Consider the following 18,785-nt stretch of genomic DNA (forward strand, 5'->3'; position numbering starts at 1 on the left):
CCCCCGCTCGGCGGGTGGGCGCGGGGGTCAGTCTCACCCCGCCGCCGGCCCCCCCCCCCCCCCCCCCCCCCGGGGGGGGGGGGGGCGCGCCCGCGCGGGCCGGGGGGGGGGGCCCCCCCGGGTCGGGCACGCCATCGCCGACCCCACCCCGTCTCCCTCGCCTTGCTGCGCAAGGCTCACTCGCCGACCCTCCCCTCAAGGGGGAGGGTAATGCCGGCGCTCTCCTCATCCATGCCTGGCCGGATCGGGTCGCCAAAGCGCGCGGCGAGCGTGGTCGCTTCGTGCTGGCCAACGGCTCGGGCGCCATGCTCGACGCCTCCGATCCGCTGGCCGGCGAGACCTGGCTCGTCGTCGCCGACCTGCAGGGCAAGGCGCAGAACGCCCGCATCACTGCGGCGGCAGCCATCGATGAGACGGATATCCGTGCCGTGCTGGCGGAAAGGATCGAGACGCGCCGCGAGGCGAGCTTCGACCGCGATAGGCGCGCGGTGCGGGTGCGCGAAACGGTTCGCCTCGGCGCCATCACCCTGTCCGAACGCATGCTGCCGGCGCCGACCGGTGCCGACGCAGACAGCGCCATTCTCGGCGCCTTGCGCGAACACGGCCTGTCCCTGTTGCCGTGGAACAGGGAGGCGGAGATGTTGCGGCAGCGGCTCGGCTGGCTGCATCGCGGCCTTGGCGCACCATGGCCCGATGTCTCCGATGCCGCGCTCGCCGAGCGCCTCGACGACTGGCTGCTGCCGTTCCTTTCCGGTGCCGCATCCTTTGCGGCGATTGATCCCAGCGTGCTTTCGCAAGGCCTGATAACGCTGGTGCCGCACGAATTGCAGCGCAAGATCGACATATTGGCGCCGACCCACTTCGACGCTCCGTCGGGCAGTCGGCTGCCGATCCGCTATGACGGCGAATGGCCGGTGCTGGCGGCGCGCGTGCAGGAGCTGTTCGGCCTCGACCGGCATCCGGCGATCGCCAACGGCACTGTGCCGCTGACGCTCGAATTGCTGTCGCCGGCGCATCGGCCGATCCAGACGACGCGCGACCTGCCCGGCTTCTGGCGCGGCTCCTGGGCCGATGTGCGGGCAGACATGCGCGGCCGCTATCCCAGGCATGTCTGGCCGGAGAACCCGCTTCTCGCCGCCGCCACCAGCCGCGCCAAGCCGCGCGGTACCTGATGCTTCGAGGCTGTCATCCCGAACGGAAGGCAAGCTTCGGCAGTTTTTCGGAAAAGACCTCCGGCTGTTTCCCCTCTATAATCATTGGCCATGATAAACATCCTGCACGCACCCGACTTCCAGCAAAGCCAGCGGCTGCGCCTCAACACGCTGATCAGGTTGCGCTGGCTTGCCATCGTCGGCCAGAGCCTGACCGTGCTAGTCGTCGCTTACGGGCTGAAATTTCCGCTGCCGGTCAGCATGTGTTTTGCGCTGATCGCTTGTTCGGCCTGGATGAACCTTTTGCTGACCTTCCGCTATCCGGCGGCGCATCGGCTTACCCCGTTCTCGGCCTTCGCCATCCTGACCTTCGATAGCCTGCAGCTTGCCGGCCTGCTCTACATGACCGGCGGCCTCACCAATCCGTTTTCGCTGCTGATGACCGTGCCCGTCGTCGTCTCTGCGACGTCGCTGCCGCTGCGGCTGACGGCCATGCTCGGCGCGCTGGTGATCGTGGCGGCGACGCTGCTGGTCTTTTACCACCTGCCGCTGCCCTGGTACGAGGGCGCGCCATTGGCGATGCCGTTCATCTATGTCGCCGGCATATGGATGGCGGTGTTCTGCTCCATCGCCTTTACCGCGATCTATGCCTTCCGGGTGGCCGAGGAGGCGCGGCTGCTTGCCAACGCGCTTGCCGCCACCGAACTGGTGCTGCAGCGAGAACAGCATCTCTCGGCCCTCGACGGCCTCGCGGCGGCCGCCGCGCACGAGCTCGGCACGCCGCTCGCCACCATCACGCTTGTCGCCAAGGAGATGGAGAAGGCGCTTGGCGAAGATCCGAAATACGGCGAGGACGTGAAGCTGCTGCGTTCGCAGAGCGAGCGCTGCCGCGAAATCCTGAAGCGCCTGACCAGCCTTTCCTCCGAGAGCGAGGTGCACCTCTCGCGTCTGCCGCTGACCTCGCTGGTCGAGGAAGTGACGGCGCCGCACCGCGATTTCGGCATTTCGATCAAGCTTCGGCCGGGCGAGCGCATCGGCCCGGAACCGGTGGGCCGGCGCAATCCCGGCGTCATTTACGGCCTCGGCAATCTGGTCGAGAACGCCGTCGACTTTGCCCGCAAAAACGTCACCATACGCTGGAAATGGAATGAGGCCGCCGTCAGCTTCTCGATCATCGACGACGGGCCGGGCTTTCCGCCGGAGATCATCGACCGCATCGGCGAACCCTATATGTCAACGCGCCAGGGCACCGAAGCCGGCGGCGGCCTCGGCCTCGGCTTGTTCATCGCCAAGACCTTGCTCGAACGCTCCGGCGCGACGCTCGATTTCCGCAATTCGAGCGAGCCCGGCGAGGGCGCTATCGTGCAGATATCGTGGCCGCGCAGCGTCTTCCTCAATCCCGAGCAGGCTTCGGCCACCATGTTCGACACGGCCTAAATTGGACAATAGCGTTGCGAAACTATATTTGCGTAAAAATCAGGCAGCAGGATTTTCAGCACGATGAGTACTGACGAAACGATTGGCGCAATGGTCGAAGGCGAGGACACCTCGCTGCTGATCGTCGACGACGACAAGCCGTTCCTGACGCGGCTTGCCCGCGCCATGGAAACCAGGGGTTTCGTGGTCGAGACGGCGGAGAGCGTCGAGGAGGCGGTTGCCAAGGCGCGCGCCAATCCGCCGGCTTATGCGGTGGTCGACATGCGGCTGGCCGACGGCAACGGCCTCGACGTCGTCGCTGCCATTCGCGAGAAGCGCGACGATGCCCGCGCCATCATCCTCACCGGCTACGGCAACATCGCCACTGCGGTGACGGCGGTAAAGCTCGGCGCCATCGACTATCTGTCGAAGCCGGCCGATGCCGACGACATTTTTGCGGCTCTGACCCGCACCGCGGGCGAACGCGCAGCGCCGCCCGAAAATCCAATGTCGGCCGATCGCGTGCGCTGGGAGCACATCCAGCGCGTCTACGAAATGTGCGACCGCAACGTCTCGGAAACCGCACGCCGCCTGAACATGCATCGCCGCACGCTGCAACGCATCCTCGCCAAGCGCGCGCCGCGCTAAAGGGCTCTGACTACAGGCTTGCCCGGCCAGCGCTGTTTGCGCATCATCGCTTGGCGGTGTCGGACCTTGCCGCTGATACGACGGAGGCGACATGCAGGACGAAAAGCGGCTGGTCTCCATGCTGCGCGAATTCCTCGACAGCGAGGCGGCCGGCGGCCTCATCCTGATGGCTGCGGCGGCCTTGGCCCTGATCGTCGCCAATTCGCCGCTGGGCGAGGCTTATTTCTCCGCCCTCCATGCCTATCTCGGACCGCTCAGCGTCTCGCACTGGATCAATGACGGCCTGATGGCGGTGTTCTTCCTGCTGGTCGGCCTCGAGATCAAGCGCGAGATGCTCGACGGCCAGCTCTCGACCTGGCCGCGCCGCGTGCTGCCCGGCATCGCCGCCGCCGGCGGCATGGCAGTGCCGGCACTGGTCTACGTCGCCATCAACCGCAACAATCCAGCCGCTCTGTCCGGCTGGGCGATTCCGACCGCCACCGACATCGCCTTTGCGCTCGGCGTGCTGTCGCTGCTCGGCAGCCGCGTGCCGGGCTCGCTGAAGATATTCCTCACCGCGCTCGCCATCATCGACGATCTCGGCGCCGTGCTCATCATCGCGGTGTTCTATACCAGCGGCCTGTCGCTCGCCTATCTCGGCGCCGCCTTCGCCGTCATCGCGCTGCTGGTGGTGCTCAACCGCATGCGGGTGCTGACGCTGCTGCCCTATATCGTGCTCGGCATCGTTCTGTGGGTTTTGGTGCTCAAATCGGGCGTCCATGCGACGCTCGCTGGCGTTGCGCTGGCCCTCACCATCCCATTGAAGATATCGCCGGGCAGCGGCCACGATCTCGACCATTCGCCGCTGCACCGGCTCGAACACGGCCTGCACAAAATCGTCGCCTTTTTCGTCATCCCGATTTTCGGCTTCGCCAATGCCGGTGTCTCGCTTGGCGGCCTCAGCGCTGCCGCCCTGGCCGAGCCGCTGACGCTCGGCGTCGCCGCCGGTCTCGTCGCCGGCAAGCTGGTCGGCGTGTTCGGGTCTTCCGCGCTTGCCATCCGGCTTGGCTTCGCCGATCTGCCGGTCAATGCCGGCTGGCTGCATATGGTCGGCATTTCGCTGCTGTGCGGCATCGGCTTCACCATGAGCCTGTTCATCGGCCTGCTCGCCTTCGCCAGCGACGTCGCTCTGCAGGACGCGGTCAAGGTCGGCATCCTCGCCGGCTCCTTCATTGCCGCGCTCCTCGGCGCCGCTGTGCTGCTGGTGGCGCCGGCCGCAGGCGAAGCGGAGGAGGCGGAAGAATAGGCCCCGTCTCCTCGCGGGCGCTACCCGTGCGCAACCATGACGTGGCGGACGGCTGTATAGTCCTCCAGCGCGTAGAGAGACATGTCCTTGCCGTAGCCGGATTGCTTCAGTCCGCCATGCGGCATCTCGTTGGTCAGCATGAAATGGGTATTGATCCAGGTGCAGCCATATTGAAGCCGGGCCGCCGTCGCCATGGCGCGCGAAACGTCCTTGGTCCACACCGACGACGCCAGGCCGTAGTCAGAGTCATTGGCCCAGTTCACCGCTTCGTCGACTTCGGAAAAGCGGGTGACCGAGACCACCGGGCCGAACACTTCGCGGCGCACGATCTCGTCCTCCTGCAGCGCGCCGGCAACGACGGTCGGCTGGTAGAAGAAGCCGGAGCCCTCGCCAGGCTTGCCGCCCGTGGTGATCTCGATGTGCTTGAGCTCAGAGGCGCGCTCGACGAAGCTTGAGACGCGGTCGCGCTGGCGACGCGAGATCAACGGGCCGATCTCGTTTTCAGTATCGTCAGGACGATCATATTTGATGGTCGAGACCGCAGCGGAGAGGTCGGCGACGAGCTTGTCGTAGATTTTCTTGCCGGCATAGATGCGGCAGGCGGCGGTGCAGTCCTGGCCGGCATTGTAATAGCCGAAGGCGCGCAGGCCGTTGACCACCGCACCGAGATCGGCGTCATCGAAGACGATGACCGGCGCCTTGCCGCCGAGCTCGAGATGCGTGCGCTTGACCGATTTGGCGGCGGCCTGCAGCACCTTCTTGCCGGTGGCGACGTCGCCGGTGATCGAGATCATGTTGACCTTCGGATGGTTGATCAGCGTGTTGCCGACGCTGTCGCCGCGGCCGAGCACGACGTTGACGACGCCTTCCGGCAGGATCTCGGCAAGGATTTTAGCCAGCTTCAGCGCGGTCAGCGGCGTCTGTTCCGACGGCTTGAAGACGACGGTGTTGCCGCCGGCAATCGCCGGCGCCACCTTCCAGGCCATCATCATCAGCGGATAGTTCCACGGCGCGATCGACGCGACAACGCCGATGGCGTCGCGGCGGACCATCGAGGTGTGACCGGGAATGTATTCGCCGGCGACCTGGCCGGGCATCGAGCGGACCGCGCCGGCAAAGAAGCGGTAGCAGTCGACGATCGCCGGGATCTCGTCATTGAGCACGGCATTGATCGGCTTGCCGCAGTTCAGCGCCTCGAGCGCCGCGAAATCCTTTGCCGCGGCCTCGATGCGATCGGCGATCTTCAGGAGATAGCCGGCGCGCTGCGCCGGCGTGGTGCGCGACCAGGTGACGAAGGCTTTTTCGGCGGCAAGCACTGCCGCTTCGATCTGCGCTGGGCTGGCCTCGGGCAGATTGAGGATGGTCGCCCCGGTCTTCGGGTTGAGGATCGGTTCCTCGGTCTCGGTGCCTTTTTCGAATTTCGAGCCGATCAGCATCTGCGTGTCCATGGAAGTCTCTCCCTTATGAACGAGATCATTTGCCCGAACCGGCGATCTGGTCGCCGTCGCGGGTCAGGTAATAGGCAGCGAGGATGGGAAGCAGCGTCACCAGCACCACGACCATCGCCACTACATTGGTGACCGGACGCTGGCGCGGACGGATCAACTCTTCGAGCATCCAGATCGGCACCGTCTGCTGCTGGCCGGCGGTGAAGGTGGTGACGATGACCTCGTCGAAGGACAGCGCAAAGGCGAGCATGCCGCCAGCCAGCAGCGCGGTTGCGATGTTGGGCAGCACGACATGCCGAAAGGTCTGGAAACCGTCGGCGCCGAGATCCATCGACGCCTCGATCATCGAGCCGGACGTGCGGCGGAAACGGGCGACGGCATTGTTGTAGACGACGACCACGCAGAAGGTGGCGTGGCCGAGCACGATCGTCCAGAACGAAAACGGGATTTCGGCCAGCGCGAAGGCCGAGCGCAGCGCAATGCCGGTGATGATGCCGGGCAGCGCGATCGGCAGGATGACCAGCAGCGAGATGGTTTCGCGGCCGAAGAATTTTGTGCGGGACACGGCCGCGGCGCACAGCGTGCCGAGGACCAGCGCGATGGCGGTCGAGATCGCCGCGACGCGCACCGACAGCGACAGCGCCTGCCAGACGTCGGGCCGGTTCCAGGTGACGGCGAACCATTGCGTGGTCAGGCCCGGCGGCGGCCAGACGAAGCTCTTCTCCTCGATGGTGAAGGCATAGACGAAGATCAGCAGGATCGGCAGGTGCAGGAAGAGCAGGCCGCCGGTGGCAGCGAGCTTCAGGCCGAGAGGCGCGGATGGGCCACGGTCAGAGCGCATCGAAAGCCCCCATACGCTTGGCGCCCCAGAGATAGAAGCCCATGATGACAATGGGCACCACGGTAAAGGCGGCGGCAAGCGGGATGTTGCCGGCAGTGCCTTGCTGCGAATAGACGGCCTGGCCGATGAACAGCCGCGAGGTACCGATGATCTGCGGGATGATGTAGTCGCCGAGCGTCAGCGAGAAGGTGAAGATCGAGCCGGCGACGATGCCGGGCAGCGCCAGTGGGAACAGCACGTTGCGGAAGGTCTGGCCGGGCGAGGCTCCCAGATCGGACGAGGCCTCGACCAAATTGCCCGGCACGCGCTCGAGTGCGGCCTGCACCGGCAGGATCATGAAGGGCAGCCAGACATAGACGAAGACGATGAAGGTGCCGGTTGAGGAGACCGACAGCGAGTTACCGCCGACGACCGGCAGCGATAGCCAGGCATCAAGCAGCCATAGAAGATGCAATTTGGCCAGCAGCCACGTCAGGATGCCTTCCTTGGCCAGGATCAGCTTCCAGGCATAGATCTTGACCAGGTAGCTCGACCACAGCGGTAGCATGACGCCGAGATAAAACAGCGCCTTCCAACGGCCGCGCGCATAGCGCGCCGCATAATAGGCGATGGGAAAGGCGATGACCGCCGACGCGAACGTCACCAGCGCCGCCATTGTCACCGTGCGCAGGATGATGTCGAGATTGGCGGCCTGCAGCAGGTCGCCATAGGTCTTTAGCGTGAACTGCCGGTTGATCAGGCCGGAGAACTCGTCGATCGAAAAGAAACTCTGCAAAAGCAGCGCGAACAGCGAGCCGATATAGACGATGCCGAGCCACAGAACCGGCGGCAGCAGCATGAGCAGAAGCAGGAGTTGCGGCCGGCGCCAGAAGAGATCCGACAGCGCGCCGCGCAAGCCGCCGCTTCCCGGCAGGATGGCGGGGGCGGGACTGGAGTTGAGCGCGGCGATGGTCATGACGCGCCTATCGTGTTGATTGGATCAATGGTGGAAAGGCCGAGATCCTTCACACCCCCCTCTGTCCTGCCGGACATCTCCCCCGCAAGGGGGGAGATCAGCAGCTTGTCTGCCCCGCCAGTTCTGCAATGTTGGAGATTGGCGAAGCCAGTGGTAACGGCCAATCTCCCCCCTTGCGGGGGAGATGTCCGGCAGGACAGAGGGGGGTGCCGTAGGGCGCCAACCTCGGACGCATACCCCGCTTCAAACCCGGCCCTCATCCCAGCTCGTCCATCAAATGCAAATGCTCGCGGTTGAAGGTGAGCACCACCGCCTCGCCCTCCCGGGGCAAGGCAGCACCCGCCGGCACGATGGCATGCAGCCGCAAGCCCTCTGCATCGAGTGCCAGTCTTGTCGTGGCGCCGAGATAATTGGTCGAGACGAGGCGGGCGGCAACGCCTTCGCCGTTGGCCCGGCCAATACGGATGGATTCGGGCCGCAGGCTGCCCCAGCGATGCTGGCCGGCATAGCGCTGGACGAAATCCGGCGGCAGCACGTTGGACGAGCCGACGAAATCGGCGACGAAGCGGGTCTTGGGGCGCTGGTAGATGTCTTCCGGCGTGCCGATCTGCATGATCTTGCCGTCGTTGAAGACGGCGACGCGGTCGGCCATCGACAGCGCTTCGCCCTGGTCGTGGGTGACGAACACGAAGGTGATGCCGAGCGCCTTCTGCAGCGATTTCAACTCCTCCTGCATGTTTTCGCGAAGCTTGAGGTCGAGCGCGCCGAGCGGCTCGTCGAGCAGCAGCACCTTGGGTTGGTTGACCAGCGCCCGGGCGAGCGCGACGCGCTGGCGCTGGCCGCCGGAAAGTTGACCAGGGCGACGCGCGCCGTAGCCGGGAAGCCGCACCAGCGCCAGCGCCTCTTCCGCCGCCTTTTGCCGCTCCGATCTGCCGACGCCCTTGACCATCAGCCCATAGGCGACGTTGTCGAGCACGTTGAGATGCGGGAACAGCGCATAATCCTGGAACACGGTGTTGACGTTGCGGCGATAGGGCGGCACGCCCTCGGCGCGTTCGCCGAAGATCGAGATCGAGCCCGCCGTCGGCTGCTCGAACCCGGCGATGAGGCGCAGGCACGTCGTCTTGCCCGAACCGGAAGGCCCGAGCATGGCGAAGAACTCGCCCGGCACGATGTCGAGATCGACCGCGTCGACGGCACGCACGCTGCCGAAATGGCGGGAGACTTTTTGGAAGGAAACGGCGGAGGTCATGGGCTGTCCTGATCTGTCAGGCTCATTAAATTTCAGGCGGTTGTGCCGCCCCTCATCCGCCTGCCGGCACCTTCTCCCCGTATAGCGGACGGGGGGGAAGGGAGGCGCTCCAACGCTGGCGACCCCGCGTTCTTCACGGGGAGAGGGTAAGGGTGAGGGGCAGCGCCGAGCTTAGTAGGTGAGACGAACTCACCGCCCGCCGATGACGCCGATATAGTCCGACACCCAGCGGTAATAGGGCACGCACTGATCGTTCTGGGTGGCGCATTTCGAGACCGGCGTCTTCCAGAACTTGATCTTGTCGAAATTGTCGTAGCCGTTGGTCTTGCAGCCTTCTTCGCCGAGCAGTTCGTTGCCCTTGCAGGCGGCAGGCACCACCGGCAGCGAGCCGAACCAGGCGGAGACGTCGCCCTGCACTTTCGGCGACAGCGAATGCTCGATCCACATGTAGGCGCAGTTCGGGTGGGCAGCATCGGCCTCCATCATCGTGGTATCGGCCCAGCCGGTAACGCCCTCCTCCGGGATAGTCGAGGCGACCGGCTTCTTGGCCGCGATCAGCGTGTTGACCTGGTAGGGCCACGAACCGGAGGCGACGACGCCTTCGTTCTGGAAATCGTCGACCTGGATGGCGGCGTCATGCCAATAGCGTCCGACAAGCGTACGCTGGACGCGCAGCAGGTCGAGCGCGGCCTTGTACTGGTCCTCGGTCAGTTCGTACGGATCCTTGATGCCGAGCTCCGGCTTGTGGGCCATCAGGTAGTTGGCGGCGTCGGCGATGTGGATCGGCCCGTCATAGGCCTGGACGCGGCCCTTGTTCGACTTGCCGTCGGGAAGCTTCATTTCCTCGAAGACCACGTTCCAGCTCTTCGGCGCCTCCTTGAACACTTCGGTGTTGTACATCAGCACGTTCGGCCCCCACTGGTAGGGGACGCCGTAATGGACTCCGCCGACGGTGAACCAGGGCGCATCCTTCAGCCGGTCGTCGACCGTCTTCCAGCTCGGTATGAGGTCGGTGTTGATCGGCTGGACGCGCTTGCCGGCGACCAGGCGCAGCGAGGCATCGCCCGAGGCGGTGACCAGATCGAAGCCGCCCTCGTTCATCAGCGAGACCATCTCGTCGGAAGTGTTGGCGGTCTTGACGTTGACCTTGCAGCCGGTTTCCTTTTCGAAGGACGTGACCCAGTCGTAGGCCTTGTCGGTTTCGCCGCGCTCGATATAGCCCGGCCAGGCGACGATATTGACCTCGCCTTCGCCCTTGCCGAGCTCCTTGACCTGGGCGATGGCCTGGCCGGAGAAGGTCAGCGCGACCGTCAAGGCAGTGCATGATTTCAGCAATGAATTCATCGTCGATCTCCCATTTTGCATGACCTCGAAACCGGTTTCGGTTTTTCGGAAGAAGATCATGCGCCCGTTTAACGTTGGATGCGCGGCGCTGAAAGGCCGTGCTCCGGCGGCAGCTTTGTTCCCTGACCGAAAAGTGCTGCGAAATTTCCGGTTTCGCAAATTCATTTATCAGAAAGCCGATATCGGTTTTTCCGATACATTAGCGGCCGATCTTCTCGGGCCGTTGGCGCACCATGCGCTGCGACTGGGCAAGTCCGATGAAGTCGCGCGCCGCCTGCGGCAGGCCGGAGCCGCGCCGCCAGACCATGCCGACCTGGACGACCGGCAACGACCCCGAAATATCGCGCGATTCGATGCGGTCGCCTTCCAGCGACCATGGCCGGTAGACAAGGTCGGGCAGCAGCGCCACGCCGGCGCCGGTGGCGACGAGGCTGCGCACCGCTTCGACCGAGCGGGTGCGGAAGGCGACATGCGGTTTGGCCCCGATTGCCGTCAGCAGCTTTCCGGTATTCTCCTCGATCTCGTCAACGGTCAGCATGATCAGCGGTTCCGAGGCGATGTCGCCGATGCCGATGATGTCGGCACCGGCCAAGGGATGGCCGAGCGGCAGCCACAGCCGGTAGGCCGAGACTTCGAGGATTTCGGACTGCAGTGCGGTGCGGTCGCGCAGGTTCGAGGTGACCATGACGGCAATGTCGAGCTTGCCGCCAATCAACAGGTGCTCGAGATAGTCGCCATTGTCCTCGATCGCAGAGACTTCGACACCCGGATAGGCGCGGCGATAGCGGGCAAGAAGATCGGAAAGCACATAGCCGGCGACGAGCGAAGTGACGCCAAGTTGCAGCCGCCCGCTTGCCGCGATCCGTTCGCCGAAGAAGGCCCGGCGCGCATCGGAAACGTCGGCCAGGATCTTCCTCGCATGGCGCAGGAACTGGTGGCCTTTGTGGGTGATGTTCAAGCCGCGCGGGTGGCGTTCGAACAGCTCGACGCCGAGATCGTGCTCCAACTCCTTGATCGCTTCGGTGACCGAGGATTGTGAGATCGACAGGTTCTGGGCGGCGCCCGACACTGTGCCTTGCTCGGCGACCGCGATGAAGAACTGCAATTGGCGGATGGTGAAAGCCATGGCTGGACTAAACACGGCAGAGGCGGCGCTGGGAAGTGGGATGCTGGTGCCGATCTCCCGATAGAGCTCAGTCCTCGCTTCCGCCGTCCGCAATGCTGAGCCGCGCGCCGGCCTCGGCGAGGGTGGCGGCGATGTCGTGCGGCGGCGGCCGGTCGGTCGCGAGTTCGGAAAAGCCGCCGAAGCCGCAGACCTGAACCAGGCCCTGGCGGCCGAATTTGCTGTGGTCGGTGACGACAAGCGAACGCTGGCCGCGCGACAGCACCATGCGGGCGAATTCGGCCTCTTCCAAATCATAGTCCATGACGCCGGTGACGGCATCCACCGCACCGGTCGATATCACCGCATGGCTGACCGAAAAGCGGCTGACGAATTCGATGGCCGAGACGCCGAAGGCAGCACCGGAATCGCTGCGCAGCTCGCCGCCGGCCATATAGACCTTGTTGCCGTTGACGGTGGCCAGTGTGCGGGCGATGTCGGAGGAGTTGGTGACGACCGTCAGCCGCCGGTGGCCGAGCAGTTCCCGGGCCAGGAATGAGGTGGTGGTGCCGGTGTCGAGCATGATCGATTCGCCGTCGCGGATGGTGGCGGCGACCATGCGGGCAATTGCCCGCTTGGCATCGGCGTTCTCGCGCATGCGCCGCTCGAACGGCGCTTCGCCGGCAATCGACGGCAGGCCGACGGCGCCGTGCATCTTGAGGATGGAACCGTCGCTGGTCAGTGGCTTGACGTCGCGGCGTACTGTCTCCAGCGAGACGCCCAGCCGATCGGCCAGGCTGGCAATGGTGACGGTGCCTTCCTCCTTGAGGAGGCGCAGGATTTCGCCATGCCGCTTCGAGTGGAGCATCGGTTCCATCCGGTCGGATTGTTGCACCATTGACCGTTTCTACGGCATAAATGCCACTAACTCCAAGGAATTTAGCAAAATTCGGGCAAAAAACCAGAAAATACCACAATTCCGCGTTGACAACGTCTCCAGCGTGGCGCGACATTATCGCTGTGACAGGCTCGGAACGGAGGACGACGGCTGAGCCGCACGAAAAATCGCCTGCCCGAACGCCCGGGAAACTGTCGGGTGCAAGGGTGCCGAAATTCAGGATCCGCGGGGGCGGATGCCGGCGTCGAAGAACCCGGCACAAAGGGGCTCGTCGGTGCGGTGCGGGATACCGATCCCGAGATCTGCACCGACGAGATCTTCGCGTTGCCGCCATTCCTCCGTCCGATTGTCATCGCTGGCCAGCCGTGACATGCGTGGAAAATTGACCCAATGTTGGACGAGATCGTGACTGTCGAAGACCGCATCCGTGCGCTGCCTTGCTGGACCGGCAGCATCGACATCGCGCCGCTGCCGGGCGGGTTGAGCAATGCCAATTATCTGGTCAAGGACGCGGCCGGGCGGCATGTCGTGCGCATCGGCCAGGATTATCCGTTCCACCACGTCTTTCGCGAGCGCGAGATGATGACCGCGCGGGCAGCGCACGCGGCAGGCTTCGCTCCGGCCGTCCACTATACCGGACCCGGCGTCATGGTGACGGAGTATCTCGGCGCCAAGGCCTATGTCGCGCAGGATGTGCGCGCCGATCTCGGCCGCGTTGCCGCGTTGCTGCGCGGTTTCCACCGGGAGATGCCCGGTCATGTTTCCGGCGCCGGTTTCATGTTCTGGGTATTCCACGTCATTCGCGACTATGCGCGCACGCTGGAGGAAGGCCGCAGCCGCAAGCTGGGCGAACTGCCGCGCCTGCTGACGCTGGCGGACGAGCTCGAGCGCGCGCAAAAGCTGCTGCCGATCGTCTTCGGCCATAATGACCTCTTGCCGGCTAATATAATCGACGACGGTCATAGGCTGTGGCTCATCGATTTCGAATATGCAGGCTTCAACACCGCGATGTTCGACCTTGCCGGCGCAGCGTCGAACGCCGGCATGAGCGACGAGGAGTCCTTCGCCTTCCTAACCGCCTATTTCATGAAGGAGCCGGACGAAGCGATACGGCGCTCGCACGCCGCCATGCAATGCGCGTCGCTGCTGCGCGAGGCGATGTGGGGCATGGTTTCCGAGCTCTACCTCGATGCGCCCGGCGTCGACTACGCCGCCTACGCCGACGAAAACCTGGCGCGGCTCGAAGCGGCCCTGGAAAACTACAGGACAAAATACGGGACGCGGACATGACCTTGCCCGCCCAGGCCGGGATCGTCGTCATCGGCGGTGGCATCATCGGCTGTTCGACGGCCTATCATCTGGCGCGCGACCACAAGGCCGAAATCGTGCTGCTCGAACAGGGCAAGCTGACCTCGGGCTCGAGCTGGCATGCTGCCGGGCTGGTCGGCCAGCTGCGCTCGTCGGCATCGATCACGCGCGTGCTCAAATATTCGGTCGATCTCTACAAGGGGCTGGAAGCCGAAACCGGCCTCGCCACCGGCTGGAAGATGACCGGCTGCCTGCGCCTCGCCACCAATGCCGACCGCTGGACCGAGTATAAGCGGCTGGCAACGACGGCCAAGAGCTTCGGCATGGACATGCATCTGCTGTCGCCGGCCGAGGTCAAGGAAATGTGGCCGCTGCTGGAAACCGGCGACCTCGTCGGCGCGTCCTGGCTGCCGACCGACGGTCAGGCAAGCCCTTCCGACATCACCCAGTCGCTGGCCAGGGGCGCGCGCATGCATGGCGCAAAATTATTCGAGGAGGTGCGGGTCACCGGCTTCGAAATGAGAGACGGCCGCATCACCGCGGTGAAGACCAGCAAGGGCGATATCGCCTGCGACAAGGTGGTGAACTGCGCCGGGCAATGGGCGCGGCAGGTCGGTGCGCTGGCCGGCATCAACGTGCCGCTGCAGCCGGTGAAGCACCAGTACATCATTACCGAGAGAATCGACGGGTTGGCGACCGACGCGCCGACGATTCGCGATCCCGACCGCCGCACCTATTTCAAGGAGGAGGTTGGGGGGCTGGTGATGGGCGGCTACGAGCCGAACCCGCAGGCGTGGACGACCGGTCTGCCGGGCGGCGATGTGCCGGACGATTGGGAGTTTCGGCTGTTCGACGATGATTACGATCATTTCGAGCAGCATATGAGCCAGGCGATCGAGCGTGTCCCGGCGCTCGCCAATGCCGGCGTCAAGCAGATGATCAACGGGCCGGAGAGCTTTACGCCGGACGGCAATTTCGTCCTCGGCGTGGCGCCGGAATGCCCCAATATGTTCATCGGCGCCGGCTTCAATGCCTTCGGCATCGCATCCGGCGGCGGTGCCGGCTGGGTGCTGGCGCAATGGGTCGTCGACGGCGAGGCGCCGCTCGATTTGTGGGTGGTCGACATCCGCCGCTTCTCCGATCTGCATCGCGACCGGCAATGGGTCCGCGACCGCACGCTGGAAGCCTATGGCAAGCACTACACGATCGGCTTCCCGCATGAGGAATATGTCAGCGGCCGGCCTCGCATCGTCTCGCCTCTATACGAGCGGCTGCAAAAACATCGCGCCGTGTTCGGCTCGAAACTCGGCTGGGAGCGGCCGAACTGGTTCGCGCCGGAAGGTGTCGAGCCGAAAGACGTCTATTCGATGGGCCGGCAGAACTGGTTTTCACCCGTCGGTGACGAACATCGCCATGTGCGCGAAAAGATCGGCATTTTCGACCAGTCGTCGTTTGCCAAATACGAAATGACCGGAGTGGACGCGCTGAAGGCGCTGGACTGGATCTGCGCCAACGACGTTGCCAAGCCGGTCGGCCGGCTGACCTACACGCAGCTCCTTAACACGCGCGGCGGCATCGAGGCCGATTTGACCGTGGCGAGGCTCGGTGAGGAGAAATTCTACATCGTCACCGGCACCGGTTTCCGCAAGCATGATTTCTCCTGGATTGCCGATCATATCGGCAGGGAGTTCGACGTGACGCTGACCGACGTCACCGAGGATTTCGGCACGTTGTCGTTGATGGGGCCACGCGCCCGTGACGTGCTGTCGGCGGTGACCGATGCCGACGTCTCGAACGCCGCCTTTCCGTTCGGCCATGTTCGCGAGATTGTCATTGCCGGCCACGCCGTGCGGGCGCTGCGTATCACTTATGTCGGCGAACTAGGCTGGGAATTGCATGCGCCGATCGCGGCGACGGGCGAGGTTTTCGACGCGCTTATGGCGGCGGGCGCTGTCCACGACATCCGCCCGGTCGGCTACCGGGCGCTGGAATCGCTGCGGCTGGAAAAAGGCTACCGCGCCTGGGGCGCCGACATCACACCCAACGACACGCCGCAGGAGGCCGGCCTCGGCTGGGCGGTGAAGCTCAGGAAGAACACCGATTTCCTCGGCCGGCGGGCGCTTGAAAAGCTCGATGGCTCGACGCTCAGGAAACGCTTTGCCGGCTTCACGGTCGATGATCCGGATGTCGTGCTGCTCGGGCGCGAGACCATCCTGCGCAACGGCGAGGCGGTCGGTTATCTCACCAGCGGCGGCTATGGCTACACCATCGGCAAGAACATCGGCTACGGCTATGTGCGCAATGCGGATGGCGTCAGCGATGATTTCCTCACCTCCGGCGATTACGAGCTGGTGGTGGCAATGGAACGGACGCCGGCTAAGATCCACCTCGAGCCGCTTTACGATCCGGCAGGAGCAAAGGTGAAGGCGTAGAGCCTTCCGATTTTCAGCCTCAGTTCACGATGAGCACCAGCCCCCGGCTCGGCACGGTATCGGCCTCGCCCGGCATCGAGACATAGGGCGGCGTCTCCTCGGCGCGGGTGACGTTGCCTTGCGCCTCGAGTTCGGCGATCCGGGCGGCAAACCCGGCATCCCACAGCGTGTTCTTCACGGTCAGCACGATTACCCCTCCCGGCCGGCAGATGCGGATCAACTCCTCCAGCCCTTCGGCTCCGACATGGCCGGACGTGAAGACGCCGGCTGAGATGATCCCGGCATAGGCATCGTCCACGAAAGGCAGCGGTCCGCCAAGCGCCAGGCAGTGCAGCGCCGAATAGACGCCCTTGCGCGCGGCTTGCGCCAGCATGCCTTCCGAGATGTCGAGGGCCTCGACCTGCGGATAGCCGGTGATGGCAAGCCATTCGCCGATGAGCCCGGTGCCGGCCCCGGCATCGAGCAGAGGAGCGGCGCCGCGTGGCAGATGGCGGGCCAGCAAGGCAAGGCAGATGGTCGGATGGCGATAGCCGGCCGCCGACATGTCGGCGTCATAAGTGCCTGCCCAACTGTCGTAGAGCGCGGCTACGTCTTCCGGCCGCTTCGCCGCATAGGCTGCGGCGAGCGCGCTCTGCTGTTTGCTGTCCGTCATCGCTTTCCGTCGCCTGGTATCGATCCGCAACGCGATCATAGCCAAACGGCGAAAACTGTGGAACCGTCATCGTCGCAATAACACGGGCAAAGGAGCGAAAGCGATGGCGGATGACCAGGCACGCGCCGCACTTGCGGCCATTCCGATGCTGGCCGGCTATGACGGCCCGCTGGAACGGCTCGGCGGCCTAACCAACCTCGTCTTCAGGGGCAAGGATTTCTGCCTGCGCATCCCCGGCAAGGGTACCGAGGAATACATCAACCGCGCTAACGAGGCAGTGGCGGCGCGGGAGGCGGCGAAGGCCGGCGTCAGCCCGGAAGTGCTGCATGTCGATGCCGAAACTGGCGTGCTGGTGACCCGCTTCATCGCCGGCGCCGAGACGATGTCGCCGGAAAAATTCAAGACCCGACCGGGCAGCCCGGCACGGGCCGGCAAGGCCTTTCGCAAGCTGCACACATCCGGCGCGGTGTTCCCCTTCCGCTTCGAGCTGTTTGCGATGATCGACGATTATCTGAAAGTTCTGTCGACCAAGGACGTCGCCCTGCCTGCCGGCTACCACGATGTGGTCGGCGAGGCGGAAACCGTGCGCTCGGCGCTTGCGGCTCGTCCTCTGCCGATCGTCGCCTGCCACTGCGACCCGCTATGCGAAAACTTTCTCGACACGGGCGACAGGATGTGGATCGTCGACTGGGAATATTCCGGCATGAACGATCCGCTCTGGGATCTCGGTGACCTCAGCGTCGAAGGGCAATTCGACGCCGCGCAGGACGAGGAAATGATGCTGGCCTATTTCGGCGGCGAGCCGAGACCGGCGGAGCGCGCCCGCATCGTCATTTACAAGGCGATGTGCGACCTGCTGTGGACGCTGTGGGGCTTGATCCAGCTTGCCAACAAAAATCCGGCCAACGACTTTCGCGCCTATGCCGACGGCCGGTTTGCGCGCTGCAAGACGCTGATGGAGACGCCGGAGTTTTCAAGGCATCTGGCGGCGGTGCGCCGGGGTTAATTCACACCCTTCGGCACATTTTCGGGCGGCACGGTGTCGACCACCTTCTGGCGATGGAAAATGAACAGGCCGGCCAGCACGACGATGGCCGAGCCGATCAGGATGCGCGGTCCAGGCACATCGCCGAAGAAGGCGAGGCCGAAGACGACTGCCCACAATAGCAGGCTGTAATGCAGCGGCGCCAAGGTCGAGGCCGGTGCCAGCTTCAACGCCCGGGTGATCATCAGATGCGCGCCGCAGGAGACGATACCGAGAAGCAGCATGGCGCCGAAATCCAGCGAGGACGGCGTCTTCCAGGTGCCGAGGGTCAACGCAGCGCCGACCAGCAGCGTGCCGATGGTTTGCCAGGTGACAAGCGAAGTGTCGCTGGTGCCGCGCAGCCGCCGATTGAGGATGATGGCGAAAGCAAAGGAAATGCTGCCGGCGAGCGCGAACATCGACGACAGCGAGAACGCGGCCGAAGACGGCTTCAGCATGATCAGCACGCCGCAGAAACCGACCAGGATAGCCGCCCAGCGGCGCCAGCCGACCCTTTCGCCGAGCAAAAAGTGCGACAGCGCCGCCACATAGATCGGCCCGGCCATGTAGAAGCTCATCACATCGGCGAGCGGCAGATAGACGACCGCCGCGTAGAACAGCGCCGTGTCGAGCGTCGTCATCACCACGCGCAGCAGCTGCAGCTCCGGCCGCTCCATGCGAAACAGCTTGGCCGCACCCTGATGAGCAATCATCGGCCCGAGTATGAAAAAAGCGCCGATCGAGCGGATCAGCACGACCTGGCCGACGGAAAAACTGGCGACCAGCCACTTGCCCATAGCGTCGTTCAACGCAAACAGGAAATCGCCGGCGAGCATCAGCAGGATACCGGCCAGCAGCACGTTCCTGATCGTTGAGTTCTGGGATGCGGGCTGCGCCATTCCGTTACCGGTTCCTCGCCGTGGCTACGGTGACCCGCGTCGTAGTCGCAAGCAGCGGCCGTGACGAGGCGAAAATCGAGAATTCGGTAAGACCAGCGCCGGAAATCGGCTGGACTAATGCATGTCGCGC

16 protein-coding genes are annotated in these 18,785 nt (G+C 64.5%); 7 read left to right on the forward strand and 9 right to left on the reverse strand.

The genetic code is table 11. The features are described from left to right. From NKH21_RS18830 to nhaA, 4 genes are all read left to right on the forward strand, one after another. Positions 1 to 1,172, forward strand: a 1,172-nt coding sequence (locus tag NKH21_RS18830) for an ATP-dependent helicase C-terminal domain-containing protein (RefSeq protein ID WP_502911900.1), incomplete at its 5' end; no start/stop codon positions are given. 90 nt (positions 1,173 to 1,262) lie between these two features. After that, positions 1,263 to 2,588: an ActS/PrrB/RegB family redox-sensitive histidine kinase gene (locus tag NKH21_RS18835; RefSeq protein WP_352866770.1), complete on the forward strand. Its 1,326-nt coding sequence runs from the start codon at positions 1,263 to 1,265 to the stop codon at positions 2,586 to 2,588. A gap of 63 nt (positions 2,589 to 2,651) precedes the next feature. Beyond that, on the forward strand, positions 2,652 to 3,215 hold the full coding sequence (locus tag NKH21_RS18840; RefSeq protein WP_023676342.1) for an ActR/PrrA/RegA family redox response regulator transcription factor: 564 nt from the start codon (positions 2,652 to 2,654) through the stop codon (positions 3,213 to 3,215). 91 nt (positions 3,216 to 3,306) lie between these two features. Beyond that, entirely contained in the window at positions 3,307 to 4,500 is a 1,194-nt protein-coding gene (nhaA, locus tag NKH21_RS18845; protein WP_352866772.1) for a Na+/H+ antiporter NhaA, read from the forward strand. Positions 4,501 to 4,520: 20 nt separating this feature from the next. Here nhaA and NKH21_RS18850 read toward each other — a convergent pair whose 3' ends face one another. The 7 genes from NKH21_RS18850 to NKH21_RS18880 form a co-directional block, all read right to left on the reverse strand. After that, positions 4,521 to 5,948 (reverse strand): gamma-aminobutyraldehyde dehydrogenase, encoded by a 1,428-nt coding sequence (locus tag NKH21_RS18850; protein ID WP_352866775.1) that lies wholly within the window; start codon positions 5,946 to 5,948, stop codon positions 4,521 to 4,523. A 25-nt stretch (positions 5,949 to 5,973) separates the two neighbouring features. After that, on the reverse strand, positions 5,974 to 6,789 hold the full coding sequence (locus tag NKH21_RS18855; RefSeq protein ID WP_352665415.1) for an ABC transporter permease: 816 nt from the start codon (positions 6,787 to 6,789) through the stop codon (positions 5,974 to 5,976). Then, positions 6,779 to 7,744 carry an ABC transporter permease gene (locus tag NKH21_RS18860; RefSeq protein WP_352665414.1) on the reverse strand — a complete coding sequence of 322 codons (966 nt, stop codon included), beginning with the start codon at positions 7,742 to 7,744 and terminating at the stop codon, positions 6,779 to 6,781. Before NKH21_RS18860 ends, NKH21_RS18855 begins: the two co-directional genes overlap by 11 nt. 256 nt (positions 7,745 to 8,000) lie before the next feature. Continuing rightward, positions 8,001 to 8,996: an ABC transporter ATP-binding protein gene (locus NKH21_RS18865; RefSeq protein ID WP_352665413.1), complete on the reverse strand. Its 996-nt coding sequence runs from the start codon at positions 8,994 to 8,996 to the stop codon at positions 8,001 to 8,003. Positions 8,997 to 9,185: 189 nt separating this feature from the next. After that, on the reverse strand, positions 9,186 to 10,340 hold the full coding sequence (locus tag NKH21_RS18870; protein ID WP_352866778.1) for an ABC transporter substrate-binding protein: 1,155 nt from the start codon (positions 10,338 to 10,340) through the stop codon (positions 9,186 to 9,188). A gap of 199 nt (positions 10,341 to 10,539) precedes the next feature. Beyond that, positions 10,540 to 11,466: a LysR family transcriptional regulator gene (locus tag NKH21_RS18875; RefSeq protein ID WP_254816127.1), complete on the reverse strand. Its 927-nt coding sequence runs from the start codon at positions 11,464 to 11,466 to the stop codon at positions 10,540 to 10,542. A 67-nt stretch (positions 11,467 to 11,533) separates the two neighbouring features. Continuing rightward, positions 11,534 to 12,310, reverse strand: a complete 777-nt coding sequence (locus NKH21_RS18880) for a DeoR/GlpR family DNA-binding transcription regulator (protein ID WP_352866781.1) — start codon at positions 12,308 to 12,310, stop codon at positions 11,534 to 11,536. 435 nt (positions 12,311 to 12,745) lie between these two features. On the opposite strand from NKH21_RS18880, the gene NKH21_RS18885 reads away from it, so the two are divergent. Both NKH21_RS18885 and NKH21_RS18890 read left to right on the forward strand, forming a co-directional pair. Further along, a complete protein-coding gene (locus NKH21_RS18885) occupies positions 12,746 to 13,630 on the forward strand; it encodes a phosphotransferase (RefSeq protein WP_352665480.1) in 885 nt (294 codons plus the stop codon). After that, positions 13,627 to 16,080 (forward strand): GcvT family protein, encoded by a 2,454-nt coding sequence (locus NKH21_RS18890; RefSeq protein WP_352866783.1) that lies wholly within the window; start codon positions 13,627 to 13,629, stop codon positions 16,078 to 16,080. The genes NKH21_RS18885 and NKH21_RS18890 overlap by 4 nt, the downstream gene beginning before the upstream one ends. A 19-nt stretch (positions 16,081 to 16,099) precedes the next feature. Here the strand turns inward: NKH21_RS18890 and NKH21_RS18895 are convergent, their stop codons facing one another. Further along, positions 16,100 to 16,732 (reverse strand): class I SAM-dependent DNA methyltransferase, encoded by a 633-nt coding sequence (locus tag NKH21_RS18895; protein WP_352866786.1) that lies wholly within the window; start codon positions 16,730 to 16,732, stop codon positions 16,100 to 16,102. Between the two features lie 103 nt (positions 16,733 to 16,835). On the opposite strand from NKH21_RS18895, the gene NKH21_RS18900 reads away from it, so the two are divergent. Then, positions 16,836 to 17,738, forward strand: a complete 903-nt coding sequence (locus NKH21_RS18900; RefSeq protein ID WP_352866789.1) for a phosphotransferase — start codon at positions 16,836 to 16,838, stop codon at positions 17,736 to 17,738. Here NKH21_RS18900 and NKH21_RS18905 read toward each other — a convergent pair. Beyond that, positions 17,735 to 18,655, reverse strand: a complete 921-nt coding sequence (locus NKH21_RS18905) for a DMT family transporter (RefSeq protein WP_352866792.1) — start codon at positions 18,653 to 18,655, stop codon at positions 17,735 to 17,737. The two genes, NKH21_RS18900 and NKH21_RS18905, sit on opposite strands and share 4 nt — an antisense overlap. Positions 18,656 to 18,785 lie beyond the last annotated feature (130 nt).

The sequence above is a fragment of the Mesorhizobium sp. M1329 genome (assembly GCF_040318035.1).
Lineage (GTDB): Bacteria > Pseudomonadota > Alphaproteobacteria > Rhizobiales > Rhizobiaceae > Mesorhizobium.